Genomic DNA, 25,631 nt, shown 5'->3' with positions numbered 1-25,631 from the left:
CACGAGAGGACCCCCCACTCCACGATGACCGACATCGACTGGGACGAACTTCGTTCGGCCGCCACGGATGCCATGCACCGCGCGTACGCGCCCTACTCACGCTTCAAGGTGGGCGCCGCGGCGCTCGTCGCCGATGGGCGCATCGTCTCGGGGTGCAACGTCGAGAACGCCTCCTACGGTGTGACGCTGTGCGCCGAGTGCGGTCTCGTGTCCGACCTGCACATGAGCGGGGGCGGCCAGCTCGTGGCCTTCGTCTGCGTCGACGGGGAGGGGCGCACGCTCATGCCGTGCGGCCGCTGCCGTCAGCTGCTGTTCGAGCACGCGATCCCGGGCATGCTGCTCGAGACCGTCAGCGGCATCCGGACCATCGACGAGGTGCTGCCCGACGCCTTCGGCCCGCGCGACCTCGAGGAGGCCGCACGATGAGCGCCGAACAGTACGACGCGGTCGACATCATCCGCGCGCAGCGCGACGGACGCGCCATCACCGAGGGCGAGATCCGCTGGCTGGTCGACGCGTACACGCGCGGCTACGTCATGGACGCGCAGATGTCGGCGTTCACCATGGCGGTGCTGTTGAACGGCCTCGGTCGTGACCAGATCCGCGTGCTCACCGACGCCATGATCGCCTCGGGTGAGCGCATGGACTTCGGTTCCCTCGGCAAGGTGACCGTCGACAAGCACTCGACCGGTGGCGTGGGCGACAAGATCACCCTGCCGCTCGCCCCGCTGGTCGCCGCTTTCGGCGTCGCGGTGCCGCAGCTCTCGGGTCGGGGACTCGGCCACACCGGGGGCACCCTCGACAAGCTCGAGTCGATCCCCGGCTGGCGCGCGGCGCTGTCGAACGACGAGATCATGGCGCAGCTGCGCGACGTGGGCGCGGTCATCTGCGCCGCCGGCACGGGCCTCGCTCCCGCCGACAAGAAGCTCTACGCCCTCCGCGACGTCACCGGCACCGTCGAGGCGATCCCGCTGATCGCCTCGAGCATCATGTCGAAGAAGATCGCCGAGGGCACCGACTCCCTCGTGCTCGACGTGAAGTTCGGCTCGGGCGCCTTCATGCAGGACATCGACCGCGCGCGCGAGCTCGCCGAGACGATGGTCGCGCTGGGCACGGATTCGGGTGTGAACACCACGGCCCTTCTGACCGACATGAACACCCCGCTGGGTCTCGCGATCGGCAACGCCAACGAGGTGCGCGAGTCGGTCGAGGTCCTCGCCGGCGGCGGTCCGGCCGACGTCGTCGAGCTGACGGTGGCCCTGGCCCGCGAAATGCTCACGCTGGCGGGCCAGCCCGACGCCGACGTCGAGGAAGCACTGAAGGACGGCCGCGCGATGGACGTCTGGAACCGCATGATCCGTGCGCAAGACGGAGATCCAGATGCCGACCTCCCCGCGCCCCGCGAGACCCACACGGTCCTCGCCGAGCGTTCGGGCGTCGTCTCGCGCGTCGAGGCCCTCCCGTTCGGGATCGGTGCGTGGCGTCTGGGCGCGGGTCGCGCCCGGGCGGAGGACGCCGTCGTGCACGCGGCGGGCATCGACCTGCACGTCACCGTCGGCCAGTCGGTGACCGCCGGTCAGCCGCTGTTCACCCTGTCGGCGGACGACGAGTCGCGTTTCGAGCGCGCGCTCGGCGCCGTCGAGGGCGCACTCGAGATCGGCGACACCGCCCCCGCGGCAACGCCCATCGTGCGCGAGCGCATCACCGCGTGATGGCATCCGGAAAGAAGGACACCGTGGCATCCGAAGACTTCCGCATCGGCCGGACGAAGATCGCCGAGCTGCCGAAGGTCTCGCTGCATGATCACCTCGACGGGGGCCTCCGCCCGCAGACGGTGCTCGAGCTCGCCGACGAGATCGGTCTCGACCTGCCCGCCGACGACGCGAAGGGCCTCGAGGCGTGGTTCTCCGACCACATCGACGGCGGCTCGCTCGAGGACTACCTCGAGAAGTTCTCGGTCACCGTCGGCGTCATGCAGACCCGCGAGGGCCTCGTACGCGCGGCCAAGGAGTTCGTCGAAGACCTCGCGGCCGACGGCGTGGTCTACGGCGAAGTCCGATGGGCTCCCGAGCAGCACCTCACCCGCGGCCTCAGCCTCGACGACGTCGTGGACGCCGTGCAGGAGGGTATCGAGCAGGGCGAGGATGCCGCCGACGCACGCGGGCGGGACATCCGTGTCGGCCAGCTGTTGACGGCCCTGCGCCACAACGACAACGCGCGCGACATCGCCGAGCTCGCCGTCTCGTGGCGCGGACGCGGCGTGGTCGGCTTCGACCTGGCGGGGCCGGAGGACGGGTTCCTGCCGCAGCGGCATCGCGAGGCGTTCGACTACCTGGCCGAGCAGTTCTTCCCCACGACCGTGCACGCGGGGGAGGGGGCGGGATTGGCATCCATTCGCTCCGCCCTCCTCGACGGTCGGGCGCTCCGCCTCGGCCACGGCGTGCGCATCGCCAACGACCTCGACGTCGTCTCGCGCGAGGGCGAGGAGGTGCAGGTCACCTTCGGCGACCTCGCCCGCTGGGTGCGCGACCGCGAGATCACGCTCGAGCTGTCGCCGACGTCGAACCTCCAGTCGGGAGCCGTCACGGCGTGGGGCGACACGATGGACGCTCACCCGTTCGACCTGCTGTACCAGCTCGACTTCTCGGTGACGGTGAACGTCGACAACCGGCTGATGAGTGCGACCACGCTCACCCGCGAGTTGGGCTTGCTGGCGCAGGCGTTCGAGTACGACCTCGACGACCTCGAGGCGTTCCAGCTGAACGCGGCCGCCGGCGCCTTCCTCCCGGTCGAGGAGCGCGAGGAGCTGATCGAGATCATCTCGGAGGGGTTCCACCGCTGACGCGGTGCGGGCGGCGCTCACCGGTTTCGGTGGGCGCCGCCGTCGTTTCCTAGGAACGGGCGGCACCGAGCTCGCCCGTGCCGAACTCCTGACCTTCCGCGCTGCACGCGTCGTGCGTCGGCGGTGATGGTGTCTGAGGAGCGAGGTTCTCAGGAGTTTCGCTCACCTGACCGTCCGCGCTGACCGCGGGCGGAGTCAGGGCCGCGGCAGGAAGCCCGCGAGCTGCTCGGCGATCACCCGGTCGACCTCGGCGGGGTCGGTCGTGGGGGTGCCATCGCCGGGTTGCGGACCGTAGGAGCCGAACGAGGCGTGCGAGGCGCCGGGGATCTCGACGAAGGTCGCGGTCGCGGGGAGTTCGCCCTTGGCATCCGCGATCTTCTGCGGGGTGGACAGGCCGTCTTCGGATCCCGAGAGGCTGAGGACGGGAAGGCCGGATGCCGACAGGTCGTTCGCGCAGTACGCGGCGAAGAGCACCAGGGCGTCGGCGTCGCCGGCGAGTTGGCAGGCGCGGACGCCGCCGAGGGAATGACCGCCGACAGCCCAGGTCGACACGTCCGGCGCGAGGTCGGTGAACGTCGACAGGGGACGGGGATCGAAGAAGGCCAGGTTGAGCCAGGGGCGCGTGATCACCACGGTCACACCGTCGTCGACGACCGTGTCCGCGAGGGTGGCGATGTACCCCTCCGCCTCGACCTTCGCGCCCGGGATGAAGACCAGTCCCTGCCCGGTCGCCCCCGTCGCGGGGGAGAGGACGATGCCCGCACCGTCATCGGTGATCGTTAGAGCCGGGTTCGCCTGGGCCTCGGCGAGCGGGCCGGGTTCGGCGCCCATCACTCCCACCTGGGTGTAGATCAGGATGCCGACGACCAGCAGCACGACGAGAGCGCCCAACCCGCCGAGAGTCCACCGCAGCCACCGCCGGCGACGGCGAGGATCGCGCGCAGGAGGGGGATCGGCGGGGGTCTCGCTGGGGGTCACCTCTCGAGCGTATCCTCGCCGGTCGGCGTCGAGGCGCGCGGTACCCGACGCCGAAACGCCTCCGCCGATGTGGCGCGCGGGGCGGCACATCGGCGGAGGTTCGGAGCGCAGCGGGTGTCAGGCGGGAAGGGCCGCCTTGCGGGCCGACACGATCTCGACGATGCGCGCGTACAACGGGTGCTCGACGTCGAGGCCGGTGACCTCGGCGGTGAACGTCTCGGCGTCGAGCTCGCGCAGCATCCGCTGCAGGTCGACGGCCTGGGCGTCCTCGGCATCCGAGAACTCCAGAGCCGCGGCCATCGCGGACACCAGCGCATCGACGGGAAGACCCCGGTCGACGGCTTCGGCCGCCGGGCCCACGAAGCGCTCGTGTCGCGAGAGCTTGCGCAGGGGCTGCCGACCCACCCGCCACACGGTGTCGGGGAGGGCGGCGTTGCGGAACCGGCGCAGGATCGTCGCGCGGTACTCGCCCTGCACGTCGGCGTCGAGCTCGTGCTTCTCGACGAGCAGAGCGCTGGTCTCCTCGAGGGCCGCCTCGACCTTGGCCGCGATCTCGTGGTTCGACAGAGCGTCCGAGATGCGGTCGATCCCGGCCTGCGCGCCGAAGTACGCCGTGGTGGCGTGCCCGGTGTTGACCGTGAAGAGCTTGCGCTCGATGTAGGGCTCGAGGTCGTCGACGAAGTGCGCACCGGGGATGTTCGGCGGGGTGTCTCCGAACGGCGGTCGCTCGATCGCCCACTCGTAGAAGGGTTCGACCGTGACGTCGACGCCGCCGCCGGACTGGGCCGGGACGATCCGGTCGACCGCGGTGTTGGCGAAGACGGCACGGGATGCCAAGGCATCCCACGACTCGCCCGCGAGCTCGACCACGTGCTCGCGCAGCTGATCGGTCGCGCCGATCGCGTTCTCGCACGCCATGATCTGCAGCGGGGGGAGGGAGGGGTCGCGGAGGGCGAGACCCGCCACGATGTGCGGGGCCACGAACTTCAGGATCGTGGGGCCGACGGCGGTGGTCACCACGTCGGCGGTCGCGATCTCGTCGACGAGCGCCTCGGCATCCACCGAACTGTCGATCGCGCGGAAGCCGGTCACCTCCTTGTCGACGCCCCCCTCGCCCACCTCGTGGACGGTGTAGGACGACGCCGAATTGATGGCCTCGACCAGGGATGCCGAGACGTCGGAGAAGACGAGCTCGTAGCCGCCCTCGTGCAGGAGCAGGCCGACGAAGCCGCGGCCGATGTTCCCGGCGCCGAAATGGACGGCCTTCATGCGTTGACGGAACCCGAGAGGGCCTCGAACAGCTCCTCGGGCGAGGAGGCGGCCTTCAGACGCGCGACGTCGTCTTCCTCGGAGAAGAGGATGGCGATCTGCGAGAGGATCTCGAGGTGCTCGTCGCCCTTGCCGGCGATGCCGATCACGAAGGTGACGGGCTCTCCGCCCCAGTCGACACCGCCGTCGTAGCGGACGACCGACAGGCCGGAGGTGAGGATGGCCTGCTTGGTCTCGTTCGTGCCGTGGGGGATCGCGAGCTCGTTGCCCATGTACGTCGACACGGTCTCTTCACGCTGCTGCATGGCGGCGAAGTACTCGGCGGTGACGGCGCCGGTGGCCTGCAGCAGGTCGGCGGCTTCCTTCATCGCCTCCTCGCGGGTGGCGCTGCCGGGGTGGATGCGGACGGATTCGCTGCGGAGGACGTCTGACATGGTTCTCGCCTTTCTCGTCGTGCTGTCCAGCCTCGCAAAACGCGGGCCGGACGGGAAGACGCCAGGGGCCGGGCTGACGCACCGGCCCCTGGCGTGCTAGGGGTTACTTCGCTTCGTGCTGCGCGCGCACCATCTCCACGACCTCGTCGTAGCGCGGCGAGTTCATGAAGTTGTCGACCGAGACGTGCACCGAATCGGGCGACTGCGCCTTCGCACGGTCGGTGAGCTGGTTCTGCGTGATGACCAGGTCGGCCGAGCCGTCGAGGTTCGCGATCGCCTGGTTGGTGACCGTGACGCCGTCGATGCCGGCCTTCTTGATCTTGTTGCGCAGGACGCTCGCGCCCATGGCGGACGAGCCCATGCCGGCGTCGCACGCGAACACGATGTTGTTCAGCTGCTTCGTGGCGACGGCGCCGCCTTCGAGCCCGCCGAGCGCCGCATCGACGTCGCGATCGGCCGTCTCGGTGGTGCCCGAGCCGGTGGTGCCGGCGGCACGGGTGCGGAGGGCGCCGAGGGCCGACGACTCCTTGCCCTTGTTCGCCGCGGTCTGGTCGATGGCCGCAGCGAAGCTGTCGCCCTCGGCCTCCTGGTCGCGCTTGCGCGAGGCGCGGAGGATGACGCCGGCCACGAGGAAGGTCACGGCCGCGGCCACGACGACCGACAGGTAGACCACCAGGAGGTTGGCGGGACCGGCGCCGATGGCGGCGACGGTGACGGCGATGATGCTGCCGGGAGCGGCCGGGAAGGCCAGGCCACCCTGGAAGATCATGTTCGTCGCGACACCCGACGCGCCACCGGCGATCAGGGCGAGGATCGTCATGGGCTTGGCGAGCGCGTACGGGAAGTAGATCTCGTGGATGCCGCCGAGGAACTGGATGATGATCGCGCCCGGAGCCGAAGCCTTGGCCGCTCCGACACCGAAGAAGGTGAAGGCGAGGAGGAGGCCCAGGCCGGGGCCGGGGTTGGCCTCGATGAGGAACAGGATCGACTTGCCGGAGTTCGCCGCCTGCTCGATGCCGAGCGGGGTGAACACGCCGTGGTTGATCGCGTTGTTGAGGAACAGCACCTTGGCCGGCTCGACGATGATCGAGAGCACCGGGAGCAGGTTGAACTGCACGAGGAACGCCACGATGCTGCCGAGGACCGCGCTGATGCCGAGGAAGACCGGGCCGAAGGCGAAGAAGCCGACGATCGCGAGGATCATGCCGAGGATGCCGGCCGAGAAGTTGTTCACGAGCATCTCGAAGCCGGGGCGGATCTTGCCGTCCCAGAGCTTGTCCATCTGCTTGGTGATCCAGGCCGCGAGCGGGCCCATGATCATCGCGCCGAGGAACATCGGGATGTTGGTGCCGACGATGACACCCATCACGGCGATCGTGGCGACCACGCCACCGCGCGCACCGTAGACGATGCGTCCACCGGTGTTGGCGATGAGCAGCGGGAGCAGGTACGTGATCATGACGCTGACCAGGCCGACGTAGCCCTGGTACGTGCCGCCGTCGGTGTTCGCGGTCAGCGCGGTCATGGCGCCGGGCCAGTTGATGGCCGCAGCGTCACCGCCGCCGCCGAGGATCTCGGCGACCGGCGCCCAGTGCCAGCCGAAGGGGCTGTTGGCACCGAAGAACCCGGCGGGGATGAAGAGCATGGTGATGAAACCCCATGCGATGAATGCCGCGATGTTCGGCATGATCATGCCGGAGAGGAACGTGCCGAATCGCTGTACCGCGATGCGAGCCCCTCCCGGCTTCTTGGTGGGTGACGTCGTCGTCATTGCTGTGTCTCCTTGACTGGCTGCACGGCCGGAGCCGCGATGGGGGTGCGGCTTACGCCGCCGAGTGGGTGGAGGCTGCCTGGGCGGCCTCTCGGGCGGAGGCCGCGTCGTCGGCGGCCAGGGCTGCCTCGGCGATGCGGCGGGCATCGTCGAGAGAGTGGGTGAGCAGGGTGGCGCGCACGTCGGCGAGGGCGGTGGGGGCCATCGACAGCGTGGTGGCGCCGAGACCGACCAGCACGACGGCGAGCAGCGGGTCGGCCGCCGCCTCGCCGCAGATGCCGACGGGCTTGCCGTTCGTGCGGCCTGCGGCCCCGACCTCGCGGATGAGGCGGAGGACGGCCGGATGCCACGGGTCCTGGAACGACGCGACCGAACCGAGCAGGCGGTCTGCGGCGAGCGTGTACTGCGTCAGGTCGTTGGTGCCGATCGAGGCGAAGTCCGCGATCTGCAGGATGCGGTCGGCGAGCAGCGCGGAGGAAGGCACCTCGACCATCACGCCGGTGGTCTTCAGGCCGTAGTCCTTGGCCAGGGCGGTGAAGTAGCGCGTCTCCTCGACGGTCGAGACCATCGGCGCCATGACCCAGAGGTCGGCCGGACCCGCCTCGGACGCCCGGGTCGCGGCATCCGCCTCCGCCAGGGCGGTGAGCTGCTCGCGCAGGATGTCCTCGCTCGCGCGGAGGGCGCGCAGCCCCCGCAGGCCCAGCGCCGGGTTCTCTTCGTGCGCGTCGTTGAGGAAGGGAAGCGGCTTGTCGGCGCCGGCGTCGAGCACGCGCACGACGACCTTCTTGCCGGGGAAAGCGCTCAGCAGTTCGATGTAGGCGGCGCGCTGCTCTTCGACGGTGGGCGCGGAGCTCGAGCTGAGGAAGAGGAACTCGGTGCGGAACAGACCCACGCCCTCGGCGCCGAGCTCGACGGCCTCGGCCGCACCGCCGGGCTTGCCGAGGTTCGCCAGCAGGGGGACCTTCGTGCCGTCCGAGAGGGCGCCGTCGGTGATCGGAGCGGATGCCGCGGTCCTGCGGGCGTCGGCGCGGTTCTGCGCGCGGGCGAGGTCGTCGTCGGTGGGATCGACGGTGACGACGCCGGCCGCAGCGTCGACGATGACGCTCTGTCCGTCGACGAGGTCTTTCGCGCCGGCCGCGCCGACGACCGCGACGATCGACTTCTCGCGGGCGAGGATGGCAGTGTGCGAGGTGGGGCCGCCCTCGGTGGTGACCAGGGCGAGCACCTTGTCGAGATCGAGCAGAGCGGTATCGGCGGGAGCGAGGTCCTTGGCGACGAGCACGAAGGGGTGGCCGGGATCCGGGATGCCGGGAGCCGCGACGCCCCGCAGGCGCGCGATGACCCGCTGGGCGACGTCGTCGAGGTCCGCTGCGCGCTCACCCAGATAGCCGCCGAGGGCCACGAGCTGCTCGCGGAAGGAGGCGAAGGCGTCGTGCACGGCGAACTCACCGGTCTTGCCAGCGGCCAGGCGGCTGTCGACCTCGGCCTCGAGCGTGGGGTCTTCGGCGATCATCGCCTGTGCCTCGAGCACGTCGCGCGCAGCTCCTCCGGCCTGGGCGCCGCGGGCCTCGAGCTCGCGGGCGACGGCGCCGATGGCCTCGCGCACGCGCGCCGTCTCGTCTTCGACGCTCAGATCGCTCTTCGCGTCCTTGGGTGCGGGCAGAGGCTCGGCCATGCGCGCGATGGGTCCCTGGGCGACGCCCAGGCCGATTCCGACTCCACGGAGTTCCGTCATGGTGCTGTGTTTCCTTTACTCGGCGTCGTGGTCGGTGGTCAGAAGCTCCGCGAGGCGCTCCAACGTCGCTTCGGCGGTGTCGCCGTCGGCGGTGAGGGTCACGTAGTCGCCCTGCTCGAGACCGAGCGCGATGATTCCGAGGATGCTCGCGGCGTTGACGGGGGTGCCGGCGTCTTTGGCGAGGGTCACGGGGATACCGGAGTCTCTCGCCGCCTGCGCGAAGAGCTTCGCGGGGCGCGCGTGCAGGCCGTGCGACGATCCGATACGGACGGTGCGGGTCAAGTGGGGCATGGTGTCCTCTCCGTCGTTTTCAGATCGTGTCCGCGGGCTGGCGGGAACGCAGGGCGTCCTCGACCAGGGCGAGGGTTCGGGCGCCGCTGTGGTCGGTGAAGACATCGTCGGGAAGCAGCACCACGCTCACGCCGCGGGGCGTGGCCTGGAGGCGGATGTCCTCGAGTTCGAGGGCCAGGTGCGGACCCACCAGCACGATGTCGGCCGCGTCCAGGTCGATCGGGAGGGATTGCGAGGTTCCCGCCGATGCGGAGTAGTCCAGGCCCTTCTCGTGGGCAGCGCGACGGACGCGTTGCGCCACGAACGTGCTCGACGCACCCGCTCCACACACCACGAGGATCTTCATCGACCGGCCTTTCTTCCTCTCGATTTTCCGCACCCCGCTCACAGCGGACAACCAGGTTCGTTTCCCACCCCCCGGAACGCGGATGCCGTGACCCCGCCACCGTGCGCGTGCACATCCCCGCGCCCGGCGGGGGAGGGCGTGAAAGGATGGGGGAATCGCCGCTCACCGGTGCGGCGCGGAGGACGGATCGTGACGACGAAAGCTCGCCAAGACCGCCTGCTGGCCCTGTTGCTGCGGGACGGGGAATGGTCGACCGCGGCCTCGCTCGCCGACGCCCTCGGGGTGACTCCGCGCAGCATCCGCTCCTACGTCACGGCCATCAACGCTCGTGTCGCCGGCGGTGCGGCGGTCGAGTCCGGCCCCCTCGGCTATCGCGCCGGGGCCGAGGCGGCCGCAGCGCTGCGCGCCCTCACCGGAACGGATACCGGTACCCCGCGCGACCGCTTGCACACTCTCGTGCGCCGTTTGCTGGACTCCGCCGACGGCATCGAGGTCTTCGACACCGCCGATGCCCTCCACGTCAGCGCGGCGACCCTCGAGGCCGACCTGTCCCGTGTCCGCGGGCTGCTGGGGGGCACCGAGCTGACCCTCGAGCGCTCGGCATCCACCGCTCGTCTCCGGGGAACCGAGGTCGCTCAGCGTCGCCTGTTGTCGAAGCTCGCCCACGACGAGATGGACGCCGGGCTGTTCGACCTCGACGCCCTGCGCCGCACGCTCGGCGAGCAGTCGGTCGGAGCGCGCGCCTTCGGTCCGTTCAAGGCCGAGCTCGTCGCCGAGCTCGGGGCGCTCGGCTACTACGTCAACGAGATCGGCATCGGCGACGTCGTGATGCACATCGCGATCGCCGCCGACCGCACGACCCGCGACCGCGCCCTCGGCTCGCCGGGCGGCGACTCCTCGGACGCGGCGGCCGCGGTGGTCGACGTGCTCGACCGGCTCACTCGAAAGCACATCGGCGTCCAGCTCGGCTCGGGCGATCTGCGGCACCTCGCGACGCTCGTGCTGACGCGCATCGTCGCCCCGGGATCGCCGGGCGGCGACGACGTGCGCTCCCGCCTCGACCCGTCGGTCGAGGCGGCCGTGCGGCGGGTCGTCGAGAACGCGGCATCCGAATTCCTCGTCGACATCGCTCACGACGACTTCATCCTGCGCCTGGCCCTGCACGTGCAGAATCTGCTGCATCGCGCGCGTGAGCAGGCCTGGTCGCGCAATCCGCTGACGCGGTCGCTGAAGTCGACGTACCCGATGATCTTCGAGGTCGCGGTGTACATCGCGAAGGGGCTGCAGGACGGTCTCGGCATCCCGATCCTCGACGACGAGATCGCCTACATCGCCATGCACGTCGGCGGCCGGCTCGAGCGCAGTCGCCGGGCCGACCAGCTGCTGACGGCGACCATCGTCTGCCCCGGGTACTACGAGCTGCACGAGCTGCTGCGCTCGAGCGTCGACCGCTCGCTCGGTCAGGCCATCGAAGTCGTGGGCGTCGAGACGCGCATCGACCCGGCCTGGGACGCGATCGACACCGATCTCGTGCTCACGACCATCGATCCGCCGCGGCCGGGGGATCGGTTCGTGCGCATCCAGCCGTTCCTCACCGGCGCCGACGTGGAGCGGGTCCAGGCCGCGGCCGGGCGCATCCGTCGTGGTCGTCGTCTCGCCCGACTGCGGGCCGAGCTCGAGGGGTACTTCGCGCCCGAGGCCTTCGTGCGGGGGCTGGATGCCGCCGAGGGCGAGGCCGGCGTCATCCGACGCCTCGGTCGGATGCTGGTGGAGCAGGGCGTCATCGACGACGCCTACGTCGCCCGGGCGGTGGAGCGCGAGGCGATCTCGTCGACGGCGTTCACCGACGCCCTCGCCGTGCCGCACGCGATGGGCATGACCGCGACCCGGACCCGCATCGCGATCGGCATCGCCGACCCCTCGATCGCGTGGGGCGAGGGCCGCGTGCAGGTGGTGGCGCTCGTGGCCTTCAGCGAGACCGATCGCGAGGCGTTCCAGACGGTGTTCGAGCAGTTCGTCGAGGTCTTCAGCGAGCGCGACAGCGTGCAGCGCATCGTTCGCCGCGGCACAGACTTCGCTGCGTTCCTGGACGAACTGGTCGCGGTGATCGACGGCTGACCGCGCGCGGCCGGCCGGGGCTCGAACTCCGCGGTCGGCGGACGCGATGCGCTTGCGGGCAGGGAGAGCTCGTTTGCGATCGCGGGGCGCTCCCGCGAGCGTCAGCCCGCCAGGGCATCGGAGCGTGCGACACCGAGCAGGCGCTCGATCGCGTCGGCCGCGCGCGGGGCTGCCCGGCCATCGCCGTAGAGCTCCCGGGCGCGAGACATGCGGGCGTGTGCGGCGGGGTCATCGAGCAGGGTGGCAAGTTCGGCGGCGACTACCTCCCGGCGTGTACCGATGAGCCGCGCGGCTCCGGCCTCGACCCCCTCTCCGCGCTCGGTGGTGTCCCGCACGACCAGGGCGGGCACGCCGAGCGCGGGAGCCTCCTCCTGCACCCCGCCCGAGTCCGTGACCACGCAATGAGCGCGGGCGAGCAGGCGACCGAACTGGGCGTAGGGCAGAGGTTCGCACAGGATCACGCGATCGGTGTCACCCACAGCCGAGAGGACCTCGCGACGTACGCGCGGGTTCGGGTGCATCGGCAGGATGGCCACGACGCCGGAGCGGGCGGTGACCGTCTCGGCCACAGCGGCCACGACGCGCGCGAGCGGGCCGTCCCACGACTCGCGCCGGTGGACCGTGACGAGCACGATCCTTTCCCACCCGTTCGCGATCTCCTCCATCGCGGGATCGTCGAAACGCTGTGGATGCGTCCTCTGCCAGCGGAGGGCATCGATACCGGTGTTGCCCGTGACCACGATCTCGTCGGGAGCGATCCCCTCGGCGCGGAGATTGGCGGCCGCGCTGTCGGTCGGTGCCAGATGAAGCGAGGCCAGTGGCGCGATCAGCCGGCGGTTGCCTTCCTCGGGGAAGGGCGAGCGCAGATCGCCCGATCGCAATCCGGCCTCCAGGTGGATCACGCGCGACCCCGCGTAGTACGCCGCGACGGCGGCGAGCGCGGCACTGGCGGTGTCTCCCTGCACGACGACGGCATCCGGGGCTGCCTCCGCCCAGCGGTGCGCGAGGGCGGCGAAGATCGCGGACGACGTCTCGGCGAGCGATGCCCCGCTCCGAAAGACATCGAGGTCGACGTCGGGCGCGATACCGAACGACGCGTTGACCTCGTCGGCCATCTGCCGGTGCTGACCGGTGACGGTCACGGTCGTGCGCGCGGAACTGCGTCGCCGGAGTTCCGCGACCAGCGGCGCGCACTTCACCGCCTCCGGGCGGGTGCCGTACACGACATCGATCCAGGGACGACTCATCGGCGGTCCTTTCTGCCCGGTCGGGTACCGGTGCGGCGTCGGTCGCGGCGGAGGGGTGCCGCAACATCGAGGTGATCGGCGGGGGACGTGGCACTTCTGGCCGTCGACGTGGTCGTGGAGCCGTCTCGTCGGACGGGGCGCGAGGCGCCCCCGGCGCGTGCGCGACCTCGTCGTCCGACGTCGGGATCCGCGACCCCTCGCCGCGGGGATTCGCGCAGGGCGATGCGCAATACGAGAAGGATCGCGGCGATGAAGCCGGCGATGACGAAGAGCGAGCCGAGGTAGCGATGCACGAGGTCGAAGCCTTCGCGTCCGTATCCGCTGTACGCCCACGCGGCGGAGCCGAAACGGATCATGTTGCTGGCCACGGCGACGGCCACGCCGACGGCGAGACCCAGAACGACCCGCGCGGAGCGTGCGCGCGTCACCCCCAGCACGGCGGCGGCCAGGAGCACCAGCGGGACGACGAGGACGGTCGTCGAGCACAGAGCCGTGATCGAGAGCCCTGCGACCTCGGGGGTGCCGATGCCGAAGTACACGATCGAGCCCGACGCGACCGCGCGACCGGGGGTGAGCGCGGCGACGACGGCGCGCGCGAGCTGTGCCTCGGCCCGACGCGTGTCGGCTTCCGCGATGACCAACAGCGCCGCGATCGCGAGCAGAAGCGCGACCAGCAGCGTGCGATGGGCCCGACCGGCGCGGGGGAGGGAGACGGCCGCGGCGACGCTCACGACTCGACCGCCAGAAGAAGGCGTCCGGCCTCGGCGTTGCGGCGCGTCTTCGTCCACCCGCGCCGCCCCGTCAGCATGCGGCCGAACGCGCGGATCACGCAGACGTAGCTCTGGTACATGTACAGCCAGTAGCCCAGCCCCCACACCGCCGCACGCCAGAGCGGGTGTCGCTCCTCGCGCAGCACGTACACGAGCGGCCAGAGCGAGAACGGCAGGATGCCGGTGAGCACCCAGAGCGGCAGGATCCACGTGGACGACGAGACCCAGCTGAGGATGCCACCGGGCGCGAGGGCCCCCGAAACGAGCATCGCCACGGCCACGCTGGGCCACAGCACCGATCCGGCGAGCTGGATGTAGGGGATCGCGAGGAAGTACGCCGCCTCGAGGGCGCCGGCATTGGTGAAATGACGTGACGAGAAGATGCGCGGGAGGTACCGTGCGCACTGCAGTCCGCCCTGGCACCATCGCGTGCGCTGCGTGAGCAGTCGACGCGCCGAGGGGAGTGCTTCCTGTGAGACCCACGTGTCGTGGGCGTACACCGTCCGATATCCGGCGAGCATGATCCGCAGCCCCACCTCGTAGTCCTCGAGCAGCGCATCGCCCCACGGTTCCCCCTTCGCCGACGAGGCGGCACGGAGGGCACTCAGACGGGTGAACTGCCCGTTTCCACCGAGACCGACCGAGACCGTGCGCATCCGCAGGACCTGCATCGCCGCGATCGTGGTGCGGAACTCGATGTCCTGCATCCTCACGAGGTAGCGAGCCCACGCCTGAGCGAGACGACCCCGTCCCCCCAGGGGTGCGGGGTCGTCTCTGTTGCTCATCCGCACCGCGACCTGTACGGCACCGACGTCGGCTGAGCCGAAGGCGGTGGGGCCCGACGCCTGACGGAGGGCGTTCGGGGCGAGGGATCCATCGGCGTCGAGGACGATCACGATGGTGCGATCGTCTTCGACGCCGCCCTCGCCCCGGGACGCCCGCCAATGCATCAGCTGCGCGTAGGCGGCGTTGAGGGCCGCCCCTTTGCCGGTGCGAGCGTCGGGGAGGCGGCGGATCACCGCGTGCACGAAGCAGTCGCCGGCGGCGACGGTCGAGACGATGTCCCCGGTGCCGTCCGTGCTCGCGTCATCGATGATCCACACGTGCACGTCGGGGAACCGCTCCCGCATCCTCGTCAGCGTCTCCGCGATCACGGTCGCCTCATCCCGGCAGGGGATGAAGGCGTGCCACTCGAACTCCCGACGGTCGCCGCCGCGAGCGCGCCTCCGACGAGCGAACGGGACGACGATGAGCGTCGTGTAGGTCAGGAACATCACCAGGAACACGAACGAGAGCGAGAAGAGGATGTCGAGAGGGTTCACGAGTTTCGTCGGGCCTCTCCGGATGCCGCCGCCTCGTCGCCGTGACCGCGCAGCCACGCCGAGCGCCACGCCAGGAGTGCGCCGAGCAGGGCCGCGCCGGCCCCGACGACGACGAGCGTCGCCGTCGGGGCCGTCGAGCCGGTGACCGCAAGGATCGCGGCCCCTCCGCCCATCGCGCCGTTGCGGTACATCGCGTCAGCCCCGGATGGATGCCGCGCGGGCACGACGACGCAACGCGATCCCGGCCAGAACGATCGCACCGACGCCGATGAATCCGCCGGCCAGGGCTGACGACTCGGGCCCGGCGACCGGAACGGCCAGCTGTCCGGCGTTGGGACCGACCGTCGCGTTCGCGAGGTTCACGCTGGCCACCGACCCGGAGGGACCGAGGCCCAGACGCAGCGCGGTCTGCGTGAACGAACCGTCCGAACCGGTCGACTGCACGTTGACCTGCATCTGTGCCAGTTGCGTCAGCGCATTGCTGAGCGGGGTGACGACGGTGCTGCTGATCCCGTTCAGCGCGGGCACGATCGTCGCCTTCGCGGTGTCGACGGCCGCTTGCAGGGCGATCCCCGCAGCCGCGGTGAAGATGTTCGATCGAAGGTTCGTGGCGAGGGCGCTCGCCGCGTTCAGGACACCGTCGACCTGGCTGACGATCTTGTTCGCAACGGCCTGCGGGACGTACGAGAGCAGGTCGGTGCCCGGCGGCAGAGCGTTGACGCTGGAGACACCGGCGGCCGAGGTCAGGTCGTCGAGCGTCAGCTGGACCGTGCCCGACGAGAACGGATTCGTCAGTCCCGCACCGCTGGTGTTCGCGAGCGCGATCAGCGTGTTCAGCGCCGGGTTGATGATGCCGAGCACACCGGAGACGATCGTGCCGTCGACCACGAAACCGGCGTCGGAGAGGACGTACTGACCGGTCTGCGTGCCGTCGGCGGCTTGCTGGGCGGAGGCGGCCAGCACACCCAGATCGACTTTCAGCCCGACGGGCGCCGACGACGATCCCAGCCGGAAGGTCGCCGACTGGTTCGCGGACGGCGAGCCGACGTTCGAGGGCGTGACCGTGTCCGCGCCGATGAGGCTGGGGGCAGCCGAGACGGCGCCGGAGAACGCGGAAGAACTGCCGTCGTCGCGCGCTTGGGCGTACTGGCCGACAGCGCCGAGCTGGATGATCCCGTTGTCGCCGAAGAGGTTCGTCGATCCCGCCGACAGGCCGACGAGGCCCGCGATCGCCGAGGCGTCGAGCGGCTGGTCGGTGGTGACGTCGCCGCTGGCATCGGGGTTGACCGCCTGCGCTCCCCTCAAGGCGAGGGCGTTGTCGAGCACGTTCGTCCCGAGCAGGGACGTCTCGACGAGCCGCCCGGTGCCCTGTGAGACGACGGCTGCAGCTTGGGCGCTGGTCGCCGGGATGAGCAGAGCGGCGGCGACGGCGACCGCACCTGCGGTCCGCGTCGTGCGCCGCACCCGGCCGTAGGACGTTGATGATCCGGTGGTCATGGTGTCTTCTTCCTGGTCAATCCGCGCGCCATGGAGCCCGCGATCGGGTCGGGTCATGCGGGTCGTGGTGACGCTAGGGGCTCGCAGAGATCGGCACATCGGTGTGGCACACGTAACGTTCCGGAGGGGGCTCTCAGCGTGGTGCTCGGTATGGCTGCGCAAACACTGATGCCTCTCAGTGACGAGGGAGACGCGCGGAATTCGGTGTAGGAACGGAGGGGGGTGCCGCCTCGCGTACCCCTGGTACAAGGGGGTTGCAAACAATGAGTGGTGCTCGAACATTCGTGGGGCGCTCGGTGGAACGAGCCCTGGCGGTAGCCGCCTTCAGCCGGAATCGGAGCGTGTTCGTGACAGGCCCCAGCCGGAGCGGGCGCTCAACGCTCCTGACGTCGGTCGTGAGGGATCTGGCCCGGCCCACGGTTTTCCTGGAACGTCGTCCGAACGGCGTGACACGGTGCGGTCCCCGCACGACGGACCGGCATCCGGTGGCGGGGGAGGACGATGTCGCCGCTCTGATCGACGCGCTCGCCCACGACATCCCTCTCGTCGTCGACGACCTGGACCTGCTCCCGTACCCGGTGCTGGCCCCGCTCATCGACGCCTTCCGCACGACGCCGACCGTCTTCCTGGCCGCCATGTCGCCTCGTCATGTCGTGGCGTCGGCGAGTGCGGAGCGATGGGAGACACTGCGCCCGATGTTCGATCAGTCCGAGGCCCTCGCCATACCCCTGCCGCCGCTGTCTCTGCGCGAGACGGCGGATCTCGGCGATGCCCTGCGCACGGCCCGCTACGGGGCCGATCGCGCGGACGACGCCTGGCACATGGCGCTGCACCACCTCAGCGGGGGGAGCCCGGCCCTCGTGCGCGAGATCGTCGAAGCGGCGGCGGCCCGCGGCCGCCTTCATGCGCTTCTGCCGATCGACCCCCAGAGCGACGCTCTCCCGGGGGCGGTCGTGGCATCCGCGATGAAGATGCTCGCTCCTCTGGACGCTCGTGAGCGACGGATCCTCGCGGCTCTGGCCGAGCTCGGGCCTGTGCCCAACGGGCATCTCGGGTCGATCGTTGCCTCTGACGTCCTTGCGCGGCTGCACGACGGCGGCCTGCTGTCGGCGGGGGCGGATCCCAGTACCTCCGCCGTGAGCGGTGTGATCGCGCGGATGGTGACCGATTCGAGCGATCTCGGTGATTTCGACGACGAGCGGCGAGCTCTGGCGCGAGAACTACTCCTTCTCTCCCGGCACTCGTCGCGTCTGACGCCGGGGGAGGAGAAGTTCTGCGCGCGGTGGGCCGACGCGGCGGGCGACGCGTCGCTCGAGAAGGCCCTCGCCCGGATCCTTCCGCGGGCAGCGCTTGCGCTCGCGCGGTCGAGTTCGCCCTGTGAGGCCCTATCCGTCGCGGAAAGAGTGCTCGAGGCGAAGCCCGATGCGACCGCGTTCTCCGCGCTCATCCTCGCCCGCGTCGCTCTCGGGGAGTACTCCGAGGCCGAACGTCTGCTGGATCACTACCCCGTTCCCACGACGAAGGAGGAGCGCGAGGGGGCTCTCCACGTGCACGTGAGCGTCCTGTTCTCTACCTGCACGGGGATCGACGCGGCCCTGGAGCGGCTGCGGACCTTGGCCGACTGGGCCCCTGACGACGAGGCGTGGCGGCTTCGGCTGGAGTGCTCGGTCAACGCCCTGTCGCTGTCCAGCGGGTCGGCCCCCGACCTTCCGGACAACCTGACCATGCTGGACCCGCACGCGGACGAGGAGACGGTCAGTCTGACCGAGGCGTGTCAGGCGGCCTTCGAGGCCTCGCGCGGCGACAGCGCGAGAGTGCACGAGCTCCTGCACCGACGGCATCAGACGCACGGGATGGACGTGGAGTCGAACTTCACGGTCTTCCGGCTGCACGCCTTCGCCCTGATGATGCTCGGAGAGGATCTGGACCTGGTCCAGAGGGCCACGCGGCGTCGCCTGCTGGTCGCACGATGGGAGGATCGGCAAGACGATGTGGCGCTGCTCGCTCTCACGGACGCGTCGATCCAGGTCATCCGGGGTCGACCTGCGGACGCCCTGCTGAGCCTGGGACTCATCGACGGGAGCCCCACGGAGCCGGTACGCATCTGGTGCGAGGTCGTCCGCGCGGCGGCGCTCGTCGTCAACGGCGATCTCGTGCACGCCGCCGCCGCCATCGAGCGTATCGACGCCGTCTCCGAGGACTGGGGTCGTGGGGGGTTCGGTGCCGTTCGCGACACCGTGTGCGCGCTGTTCGATGCCGCGAGTCGTCGGCCGCTCGCGGCCGCTGCGCGAGCGGAACGGGTGCTCGAACAAGCCCAGCGGACGATGCCCATCCTCGTGCCCGTGCTCCTGCGCTTCCAGCTGCAGAGCGGAGTCCCGGCCGAGGAGGTTCTCGAGCGTGCCGAGCTCCTCACCCAGCAGCTCGACATCGCCTCATTGCACGCCTTCGTGGACGAGTTACGAACGATGACCGGACGCGACGTGGCGCGCTTGGAAGTGTTGACCGCACGCGAGAGGGAGGTCGTCCAGTTCGCCGCGTCGGGGTTCTCGAACGCCGAGATCGCCGCTCGCCTGAGTCTGTCGGTCCGAACCGTCGAATCCCACCTGCACCACGCGCGAACACGACTGGGGATGGGGCGTTACGAGAGGTTCTCGTCCGTGCCCGCCTCACTTGCGGCCGGCAGCCGCTGAGTCGACGGCGCGTACGGGGCGCACGCCGACCGACGTCGTCGTCCCGCGTCCGTGATCCGGACGCGGGACGACGCTCGTCAGCTTCGTGCGGCGACGAGCAACTCCTCGGCGCCGGCGCGCAGCGCGGTCAGACGACGGTTGGCCTTCTTGGCAGAACCCGCGTGCACATCGAGATACAGCTTGAGCTTCGGCTCGGTGCCGCTGGGGCGAACGATCAGGCGCGAGCCGTCCTCGAGCCACAGGCGCAGCACGTCGCCGGGCGGCAGCCCGTCCACCCCGAGGAGCAGATCGTCGATGCGGCTCACGCCGACCTCGCCGACCGCGACGGGCGGATGAGCACGCAGGGATGCCATGATCCCGGCGATCTCGCTCACATCGGTGACCCGGATGGAGATCTGGTCGCTCGCAAAGGCCTCGAACGTCTCCCGGAACTCGCGGAGCAGGTCCGCGACGGTCCGGCCCTGGGCTCGGGCGTCGGCGGCCATGCCCAGCAGTGCGATCGCGGCGGAGATCCCGTCCTTGTCGCGGACGACGTCGGGGTTCACGAGGTAGCCCAGCGCCTCCTCGAAGCCGAAGACGATCCCCGGTGCACGCGAGATCCACTTGAACCCGGTGAGCGTCGCGCGGAAGTCGAGACCGTAGTGCTCGGCCACCGCCTGCAGACCGGGCGACGAGACGAGAGAGCAGGCCAGAGTGCCGCCCGTTCCGGCCGAGGCCGCAGCGCGCGCCGCACGCCAGCCCAACAGCAGACCGATCTCGTTGCCGCTCAACCGGCGCCATCCGCCCTCGGTCTCGGCATCCGGGATCGCGACGGCGAGGCGGTCGGCATCCGGATCGTTCGCGATGACCAGCTCGGCGTCGGACACCCGCGCCGTCTCGAACGCGAGGTCCATCGCGCCGGGTTCCTCGGGATTGGGGAAGGCCACCGTCGGGAAGCGTCCGTCGGGGTGGATCTGCGCCTCGACGAGCACCGGCGCGGGGTATCCGGCCTGCGTCAGCACGCGCGAGAACGTCTCCCATCCCACGCCGTGCATCGCGGTGTACACCCAGCGCAGACCCGAGGCTCCCGCGGGCGCCGGGGCCACCTCGGCGGTGGACGCGATGTACGCCTCGACGACGGACTCGGGGGCGTTGGCGTACCCGACCGAGCGCGGCAGCACCGTGACGTCACCGGCGTCGGCGATGCGCTGGATGTGGGCAGCGATCTCGGCGTCGGCCGGCGACACGATCTGGGCGCCCTGGTCGTCGCCGCCGAGGTAGACCTTGTACCCGTTGTCGTCCGGCGGATTATGGCTGGCGGTGACCATCACGCCGGCGTCGGCGCCCAGGTGCCGCACCGCGAAGGCGAGCACGGGAGTGGGCAGCAGCCGGGGCAGCAGGATCGCATTCAGGCCCGCTCCGGCGAAGATCTCGACCGAGTCGCGCGCGAACACATCGGAGTTGCGCCGACCGTCGTAGCCGACCACGACGGTCGGCGCCTCGCCGGAGGAGCGCTCGTTCAGGTACGCGGCGAAGCCCGCGGCGGCCTGGGCCACGAGGACGCGATTCATGCGGTTCGATCCCGCCCCGAGAGTGCCGCGCAGCCCGGCGGTACCGAAGGCCAGACGGGTCGCGAAGCGGTCCTCGAGGTCGGCGGTCGCCTCGGCATCCCCGCCTTCGACGCGTGCGATGAGCTGCGTCAGCTCGTCACGGGTCACGGCATCCGGGTCCTGCGCGAGCCAGGCGCGGGCGGCGGACAGATACTCGCTCACAGCGAGCCGATCACGCGGGCCAGCAGCGCCGAGATCACCGGCTCGGCCTCGCGGCCGGCTTCGAGCACCTCTTCGTGGCTGAGCGGCGTCTGCTGGATGCCGGCGGCGAGGTTCGTGATGAGCGAGAAGCCGAGGATCTCCATGCCTGCCTGGCGCGCGGCGATGGCCTCGAGGGCGGTCGACATCCCCACGATGTGTCCGCCGATGGTCTTGGCCATCTGCACCTCGGCGGGGGTCTCGTAGTGGGGCCCGCGGAACTGGGTATACACGCCCTCATCGAGGGTCGGGTCGATCGAGCGAGCGACATCCCGCAGGCGCTTCGAGTACAGGTCGGTCAGATCGATGAAGGTCGCGCCCTCGAGCGGCGAGTCGGCGGTGAGGTTGATGTGGTCGCTGATGAGCACGGGCTGGCCCGGCTTCCACGTCTCGCGGATGCCGCCGGCGCCGTTCGTCAGGATCATCGTGGTCGCGCCCGTCGCTGCCGCGGTGCGCACGCTGTGCACGACCCGTCGGACGCCGTGGCCCTCGTAGTAGTGCGTGCGCGCGCCGATGACGAGGACGTTCTTCCCGCCCGGGGTGCGGACGCTGCGGAGCGTTCCGACGTGCCCCTCGAGGGCGGGCTTGCTGAAGCCGGTGACCTCGGTGGCGGGGAACGACGCCGTCTCCTCGCCGATGAGTTCGGCGGCGCGGCCCCAGCCCGACCCGAGGGTCACGGCGATGTCGTGGTGCTCGACGCCCGAGAGGCGGGCGATGTCGGCCGCTGCGGTCGTGGCGACCTCGAACGGGTCGACCGCCGGGTCGTCGAGCGGGTGAGAAGTGCTGTTGGACATTCCCCCACTCTAGAAACTGCGGAGCCCGCGGGCCAGACGGCACACGCCCGTGTTCAGCGTGTCGGGTGAGCCTGAGCGGCGCATCGGCATCCGCCCAGCGCTGACAGAATGGATGCCATGGTGCAGAGCTTCGAGCGCAAGCAGTCCGTCGCTATCGTCGGCGGAGGCCCCGGCGGGTACGAGGCCGCTCTGTCGGCGGCTCAGCTCGGCGCCGACGTGACACTCGTCGAGCGCGCCGGTGTGGGCGGCTCGGCCGTCATCACCGACGTCGTGCCGTCAAAGACCCTCATCGCCACGGCCGACGCGGCCGTCGCCATCCGCAACGCCAGCAGCCTCGGCGTGCAGCTGTTCGCGAAGGACGACCGGGGCAAGCCCCTGACTCCCGAGGTCGCGATCAACCTCGCCGCCGTCAATCAGCGTCTGCTGTCCCTCGCCCGGCAGCAGTCCGACGACATGCGCGCCTCGCTCCTCGAAGCGGGCGTCCGCATCATCTCGGGCCACGGCCGACTCGATGGCAACGGCGCCGTCGTCGTCTCGACCGAGGCCGGCGGCACGGATTTCGATCGCATCGAGGCCGAGACCCTCGTCGTCTCGGTCGGTGCCTCGCCCCGGGAGCTCCCCTCGGCCCAGCCCGACGGCGAGCGCGTCCTCACGTGGACGCAGCTCTACAACATGAAGTCGGTTCCGTCGCATCTCATCGTGGTCGGCTCGGGTGTCACGGGGGCGGAGTTCGCCTCCGCTTACATGAACCTGGGCGCCAAGGTCACGCTCGTGTCGAGCCGCGACCAGGTGCTCCCCGGTGAGGATCAGGATGCCGCGGCCGTCCTCGAACGCGTCTTCCAGCGCGGCGGCATGACGCTGCTGTCGAAGGCGCGGGCCGATTCGGTCGTGAACACCGGCGACGGGGTGGTCGTCACCCTCGCCGACGGACGCACGATCGAGGGCAGCCACTGCCTCATGGCGGTCGGCTCGATCCCCAACACCGCCGGCCTCGGTCTGGAGCAGGCGGGCGTGCAGATGACCCCCTCGGGCCACATCCGCGTCAACCGCGTCGCGCGCACCTCGGTGCCCAACATCTACGCCGCGGGCGACTGCACGAACTTCTACCCCCTGGCATCCGTCGCCTCGATGCAGGGGCGTCAGGCGATCTTCCACGCGCTGGGCGACATCGTCATCCCGCTCGAGACCCGCCGCATCACGGCCAACATCTTCACGGCGCCCGAGATCGCCACGGTGGGCTTCAGCGAGCAGGACGTCACCGAGGGCCGTATCGCCGGCGTGGTGCGCAAGCTCCCGCTGTCGGCGAACCCGCGCGCGAAGATGCAGGGCATCACCGACGGCTTCGTCAAGCTCATCGCGCGCGAGGGCAGCGGCACCGTGATGGGCGGCGTGATCGTCGGGCCCAAGGCGTCGGAGCTCATCTACCCGATCGCGATCGCCGTCGAGCGTCGTCTCACGGTCGATCAGGTCGCGCGCGTGTTCGCGGTGTACCCCTCGCTCACCTCGAGCATCACCGACGCCGCCCGCGCCATGCACATCGTCGACCGCGACGACCCCGGCGAGGACTGAGCGTTCCGGATGCCGCGGCATCCGTCGCCCGGTCGCTGTCGCGCGGGTTTCGGTGACGCATAAACGCTTTCTGCGCCTGGAAACGCGTGCTGCTCGCGTTTATGCGTGTGGATCGCGTTTATGCGTGGGTGGGGCGCGCGGGGAGGACTCGGCGTTCCGGATGCCGTGGGCTCGCGGCATCCGTCGCCCGGGTTTCGTCCCGCGGGGTGTGGTCGACGCATAAACGCTTTCTGCGTGTGGAAACGCGTGGTGCTCGCGTTTATGCGTGTGGATCGCGTTTATGCGTGGGTGGGGCGCGCGGGGAGGACGGCGGAGACGAACGACGGCGCCGCGCCCCCGAGGGAGCGCGGCGCCGGTCGATCGGAACGCGACGTCAGCTGATCAGCAGCAACTGATGACCGGCGGCGACGGTGGTGCCGGCCGACGCATCGATGCTCGCGACGGTGCCGTCCTTGTGGGCCTGGATCGGCTGCTCCATCTTCATGGCCTCGAGCACGACCACCAGGTCGCCCTTGACGACCTGCTGACCCTCTTCGACGGCCACCTTGACGATCGTGGCCTGCATGGGGGACTTGACCGCGTCGCCGGTGGCGCCGGCGGCGGGCGAGGCCCCGTGCGAACGGCGCGTCGGGGGAGCGGCGGCCGGGCGACCGACCTGGGGAGCCGCGGCCGTGATCCGGTCGGGCAGGCTCACCTCGAGACGCTTGCCGGCCACCTCGACGACCACGGTGTGGCGGCCGGCGGCAGCGGCGGGAGCCTCGAGCTCGCCGTCCCACGCGGGGATGTCGTTGACGAACTCGGTCTCGATCCAGCGGGTGAAGACGCCGAACTCGCCGGTCTCGGCGGTGAAGGCGGGGTCGCGAACGACCTTGCGGTGGAAGGGCAGCACGGTCGGCATGCCGGCCACCTCGAACTCGTCGAGGGCGCGGCGCGCACGCTCGAGGGCCTCTGCGCGATCACGACCGGTGACGATGATCTTCGCCAACAGCGAGTCGAAGGCGCCCGAGACGCTGTCACCGGCGGTCACGCCGGAGTCGAGGCGGATGCCGGGGCCGCCGAACGTCTTGAAGACGTGGATGGGGCCGGGCTGGGGGAGGAAGTTGCGGCCCGGGTCCTCGCCGTTGATGCGGAACTCGATCGAGTGACCGACGGGGGCGGGGTCGTTGTAGCCGAGCTCCTCGCCCTCGGCGATGCGGAACTGCTCGCGCACGAGGTCGATGCCCGTGACCTCTTCGGACACCGGGTGCTCGACCTGCAGACGCGTGTTGACCTCGAGGAAGGAGATGGTTCCATCGGCGCCGATGAGGAACTCGCAGGTGCCCGCACCGACGTAGCCGACCTCTGTGAGGATGGCTTTGGATGCCGCATAGAGCACGGCGTTCTGGTCGTCGGTGAGGAACGGGGCGGGGGCTTCCTCGACGAGCTTCTGGTGGCGGCGCTGCAGAGAGCAGTCGCGGGTCGAGACGACGACGACGTTTCCCGCGGCATCGGCGAGGCACTGGGTCTCGACGTGGCGCGGTTTGTCGAGGTACTTCTCGACGAAGCACTCGCCGCGCCCGAAGGCGGCCACGGCCTCGCGCGTGGCCGACTCGAACATCTCGGCGACCTCGTCGAGCTCGCGGGCGACCTTGAGGCCGCGTCCGCCACCGCCGTAGGCGGCCTTGATGGCGATGGGCAGGCCCACCTGCTCGGCGAACGCGATGACCTCGTCGGCTCCCGACACGGGCCCGGGGGTTCCGGGGGCCAGCGGTGCACCGACCTTCTCGGCGACGTGGCGAGCGGTCACCTTGTCGCCGAGGGCCTCGATGGCGTCGGGCGAGGGGCCGATCCACACGAGACCGGCACCGATCACGGCGCGGGCGAAGTCGGCGTTCTCGGCGAGGAAGCCGTAGCCGGGGTGGACGGCGTCGGCGCCCGAGCGGCGGGCGACCGAGAGGATCTTCTCGATCGACAGGTAGGTGTCGGCACTCGTCGACCCGTCGAGGGCGTACGCCTCGTCGGCGAGACGGGTGTGCAGGGCGTCACGGTCCTGATCGGCGTAGACGGCGACGGAAGCCTTCCCCGAATCACGGGCGGCGCGGATGACTCGGACGGCGATCTCGCCGCGGTTGGCGACAAGGACCTTGGCGATCTTCGGCATCCTCCCAGCCTATCGAGGGGGCACCCCCGGC

General features: G+C 70.5%; 21 protein-coding genes. 6 read left to right on the top strand and 15 right to left on the bottom strand.

Going from position 1 to position 25,631, the window contains the following annotated elements:
- The first annotated feature begins 24 nt into the window (after positions 1-24).
- The 3 genes from DEU35_RS02760 to DEU35_RS02750 are packed head-to-tail and all read left to right on the top strand — an operon-like array spanning position 25 to position 2,842.
- Complete coding sequence (locus tag DEU35_RS02760) at positions 25-426, top strand: cytidine deaminase (protein ID WP_013583709.1); 402 nt, start codon at positions 25-27, stop codon at positions 424-426.
- Positions 423-1,712, top strand: coding sequence for a thymidine phosphorylase (locus DEU35_RS02755; protein WP_103206552.1), 1,290 nt, complete (start codon positions 423-425; stop codon positions 1,710-1,712). Before DEU35_RS02760 ends, DEU35_RS02755 begins: the two co-directional genes overlap by 4 nt.
- Positions 1,712-2,842: an adenosine deaminase gene (locus tag DEU35_RS02750; RefSeq protein WP_246077966.1), complete on the top strand. Its 1,131-nt coding sequence runs from the start codon at positions 1,712-1,714 to the stop codon at positions 2,840-2,842. Before DEU35_RS02755 ends, DEU35_RS02750 begins: the two co-directional genes overlap by 1 nt.
- Positions 2,843-3,037: 195 nt before the next feature.
- Here the strand turns inward: DEU35_RS02750 and DEU35_RS02745 are convergent, their stop codons facing one another.
- The 7 genes from DEU35_RS02745 to DEU35_RS02715 all read right to left on the bottom strand — a co-directional run bounded on the left by DEU35_RS02745 (position 3,038) and on the right by DEU35_RS02715 (position 9,666).
- Positions 3,038-3,820 (bottom strand): alpha/beta hydrolase, encoded by a 783-nt coding sequence (locus DEU35_RS02745; protein ID WP_116238891.1) that lies wholly within the window; start codon positions 3,818-3,820, stop codon positions 3,038-3,040.
- A 117-nt stretch (positions 3,821-3,937) separates the two neighbouring features.
- Positions 3,938-5,089 (bottom strand): mannitol-1-phosphate 5-dehydrogenase, encoded by a 1,152-nt coding sequence (locus tag DEU35_RS02740; RefSeq protein ID WP_116238544.1) that lies wholly within the window; start codon positions 5,087-5,089, stop codon positions 3,938-3,940.
- Positions 5,086-5,523 carry a PTS sugar transporter subunit IIA gene (locus DEU35_RS02735; RefSeq protein WP_103206550.1) on the bottom strand — a complete coding sequence of 146 codons (438 nt, stop codon included), beginning with the start codon at positions 5,521-5,523 and terminating at the stop codon, positions 5,086-5,088. The genes DEU35_RS02740 and DEU35_RS02735 overlap by 4 nt, the downstream gene beginning before the upstream one ends.
- 103 nt (positions 5,524-5,626) lie before the next feature.
- Entirely contained in the window at positions 5,627-7,294 is a 1,668-nt protein-coding gene (locus DEU35_RS02730; RefSeq protein ID WP_103206549.1) for a PTS mannitol transporter subunit IICB, read from the bottom strand.
- 52 nt (positions 7,295-7,346) lie between these two features.
- On the bottom strand, positions 7,347-9,029 hold the full coding sequence (gene ptsP, locus DEU35_RS02725; protein WP_116238543.1) for a phosphoenolpyruvate--protein phosphotransferase: 1,683 nt from the start codon (positions 9,027-9,029) through the stop codon (positions 7,347-7,349).
- Between the two features lie 15 nt (positions 9,030-9,044).
- A complete protein-coding gene (locus tag DEU35_RS02720) occupies positions 9,045-9,320 on the bottom strand; it encodes an HPr family phosphocarrier protein (RefSeq protein WP_103206547.1) in 276 nt (91 codons plus the stop codon).
- 19 nt (positions 9,321-9,339) lie between these two features.
- A complete protein-coding gene (locus DEU35_RS02715; RefSeq protein ID WP_103206546.1) occupies positions 9,340-9,666 on the bottom strand; it encodes a PTS sugar transporter subunit IIB in 327 nt (108 codons plus the stop codon).
- A 189-nt stretch (positions 9,667-9,855) separates the two neighbouring features.
- Between DEU35_RS02715 and DEU35_RS02710 the strand changes: the two genes are divergently transcribed.
- On the top strand, positions 9,856-11,784 hold the full coding sequence (locus DEU35_RS02710) for a transcription antiterminator (protein WP_174799620.1): 1,929 nt from the start codon (positions 9,856-9,858) through the stop codon (positions 11,782-11,784).
- A 101-nt stretch (positions 11,785-11,885) separates the two neighbouring features.
- Here the strand turns inward: DEU35_RS02710 and wecB are convergent, their stop codons facing one another.
- The 5 genes from wecB to DEU35_RS02685 are packed head-to-tail and all read right to left on the bottom strand — an operon-like array spanning position 11,886 to position 16,620.
- A complete protein-coding gene (wecB, locus tag DEU35_RS02705; protein WP_116238542.1) occupies positions 11,886-13,031 on the bottom strand; it encodes a non-hydrolyzing UDP-N-acetylglucosamine 2-epimerase in 1,146 nt (381 codons plus the stop codon).
- Positions 13,028-13,762, bottom strand: coding sequence for an exosortase S (gene xrtS, locus DEU35_RS16970; protein ID WP_181904584.1), 735 nt, complete (start codon positions 13,760-13,762; stop codon positions 13,028-13,030). Before xrtS ends, wecB begins: the two co-directional genes overlap by 4 nt.
- The gene (locus DEU35_RS02695) at positions 13,759-15,123 is read right to left on the bottom strand and encodes a glycosyltransferase (protein WP_116238540.1); all 1,365 of its coding nucleotides are present in this window, start codon (positions 15,121-15,123) and stop codon (positions 13,759-13,761) included. Before DEU35_RS02695 ends, xrtS begins: the two co-directional genes overlap by 4 nt.
- Complete coding sequence (locus DEU35_RS02690) at positions 15,120-15,314, bottom strand: hypothetical protein (protein WP_116238539.1); 195 nt, start codon at positions 15,312-15,314, stop codon at positions 15,120-15,122. Before DEU35_RS02690 ends, DEU35_RS02695 begins: the two co-directional genes overlap by 4 nt.
- Before the next feature lie 4 nt (positions 15,315-15,318).
- Positions 15,319-16,620: a choice-of-anchor G family protein gene (locus tag DEU35_RS02685; protein ID WP_116238538.1), complete on the bottom strand. Its 1,302-nt coding sequence runs from the start codon at positions 16,618-16,620 to the stop codon at positions 15,319-15,321.
- A 485-nt stretch (positions 16,621-17,105) separates the two neighbouring features.
- Here DEU35_RS02685 and DEU35_RS02680 point away from each other — a divergent pair, with 485 nt between their 5' ends.
- Positions 17,106-19,310: a helix-turn-helix transcriptional regulator gene (locus DEU35_RS02680; RefSeq protein ID WP_258873307.1), complete on the top strand. Its 2,205-nt coding sequence runs from the start codon at positions 17,106-17,108 to the stop codon at positions 19,308-19,310.
- Positions 19,311-19,387: 77 nt separating this feature from the next.
- On the opposite strand, the gene DEU35_RS02675 is transcribed toward DEU35_RS02680, so the two are convergent.
- Both DEU35_RS02675 and DEU35_RS02670 read right to left on the bottom strand, forming a co-directional pair.
- The gene (locus DEU35_RS02675; RefSeq protein WP_116238537.1) at positions 19,388-21,061 is read right to left on the bottom strand and encodes a phospho-sugar mutase; all 1,674 of its coding nucleotides are present in this window, start codon (positions 21,059-21,061) and stop codon (positions 19,388-19,390) included.
- On the bottom strand, positions 21,058-21,891 hold the full coding sequence (locus DEU35_RS02670) for a purine-nucleoside phosphorylase (RefSeq protein ID WP_116238536.1): 834 nt from the start codon (positions 21,889-21,891) through the stop codon (positions 21,058-21,060). The genes DEU35_RS02675 and DEU35_RS02670 overlap by 4 nt, the downstream gene beginning before the upstream one ends.
- A 108-nt stretch (positions 21,892-21,999) precedes the next feature.
- Here DEU35_RS02670 and DEU35_RS02665 point away from each other — a divergent pair, with 108 nt between their 5' ends.
- Entirely contained in the window at positions 22,000-23,460 is a 1,461-nt protein-coding gene (locus DEU35_RS02665) for an NAD(P)H-quinone dehydrogenase (protein ID WP_174799621.1), read from the top strand.
- A gap of 373 nt (positions 23,461-23,833) precedes the next feature.
- Here the strand turns inward: DEU35_RS02665 and DEU35_RS02660 are convergent, their stop codons facing one another.
- A complete protein-coding gene (locus DEU35_RS02660) occupies positions 23,834-25,600 on the bottom strand; it encodes a biotin carboxylase N-terminal domain-containing protein (RefSeq protein ID WP_116238535.1) in 1,767 nt (588 codons plus the stop codon).
- Positions 25,601-25,631 lie beyond the last annotated feature (31 nt).

Origin of the sequence: Microbacterium sp. AG157, from assembly GCF_003385695.1 — a bacterium.
GTDB classification, from domain to species: domain Bacteria; phylum Actinomycetota; class Actinomycetes; order Actinomycetales; family Microbacteriaceae; genus Microbacterium; species Microbacterium testaceum.
Note: the sequence above shows the minus strand (reverse complement) of the source record. Positions and strands in the feature narration are given on the sequence as shown.

Bases quoted from the DNA above. Each gene is read 5' to 3' on its own strand.
- DEU35_RS02760 (WP_013583709.1), top strand. From the start codon at position 25: ATGACCGACATCGACTGGGACGAACTTCGTTCGGCCGCCACGGATGCC.
- DEU35_RS02755 (WP_103206552.1), top strand. From the start codon at position 423: ATGAGCGCCGAACAGTACGACGCGGTCGACATCATCCGCGCGCAGCGC.
- DEU35_RS02750 (WP_246077966.1), top strand. From the start codon at position 1,712: ATGGCATCCGGAAAGAAGGACACCGTGGCATCCGAAGACTTCCGCATC.
- DEU35_RS02740 (WP_116238544.1), bottom strand. From the start codon at position 5,089: ATGAAGGCCGTCCATTTCGGCGCCGGGAACATCGGCCGCGGCTTCGTC.
- DEU35_RS02735 (WP_103206550.1), bottom strand. From the start codon at position 5,523: ATGTCAGACGTCCTCCGCAGCGAATCCGTCCGCATCCACCCCGGCAGC.
- DEU35_RS02730 (WP_103206549.1), bottom strand. From the start codon at position 7,294: ATGACGACGACGTCACCCACCAAGAAGCCGGGAGGGGCTCGCATCGCG.
- ptsP (WP_116238543.1), bottom strand. From the start codon at position 9,029: ATGACGGAACTCCGTGGAGTCGGAATCGGCCTGGGCGTCGCCCAGGGA.
- DEU35_RS02720 (WP_103206547.1), bottom strand. From the start codon at position 9,320: ATGCCCCACTTGACCCGCACCGTCCGTATCGGATCGTCGCACGGCCTG.
- DEU35_RS02715 (WP_103206546.1), bottom strand. From the start codon at position 9,666: ATGAAGATCCTCGTGGTGTGTGGAGCGGGTGCGTCGAGCACGTTCGTG.
- wecB (WP_116238542.1), bottom strand. From the start codon at position 13,031: ATGAGTCGTCCCTGGATCGATGTCGTGTACGGCACCCGCCCGGAGGCG.
- DEU35_RS02690 (WP_116238539.1), bottom strand. From the start codon at position 15,314: ATGTACCGCAACGGCGCGATGGGCGGAGGGGCCGCGATCCTTGCGGTC.
- DEU35_RS02685 (WP_116238538.1), bottom strand. From the start codon at position 16,620: ATGACCACCGGATCATCAACGTCCTACGGCCGGGTGCGGCGCACGACG.
- DEU35_RS02670 (WP_116238536.1), bottom strand. From the start codon at position 21,891: ATGTCCAACAGCACTTCTCACCCGCTCGACGACCCGGCGGTCGACCCG.
- DEU35_RS02665 (WP_174799621.1), top strand. From the start codon at position 22,000: ATGGATGCCATGGTGCAGAGCTTCGAGCGCAAGCAGTCCGTCGCTATC.
- DEU35_RS02660 (WP_116238535.1), bottom strand. From the start codon at position 25,600: ATGCCGAAGATCGCCAAGGTCCTTGTCGCCAACCGCGGCGAGATCGCC.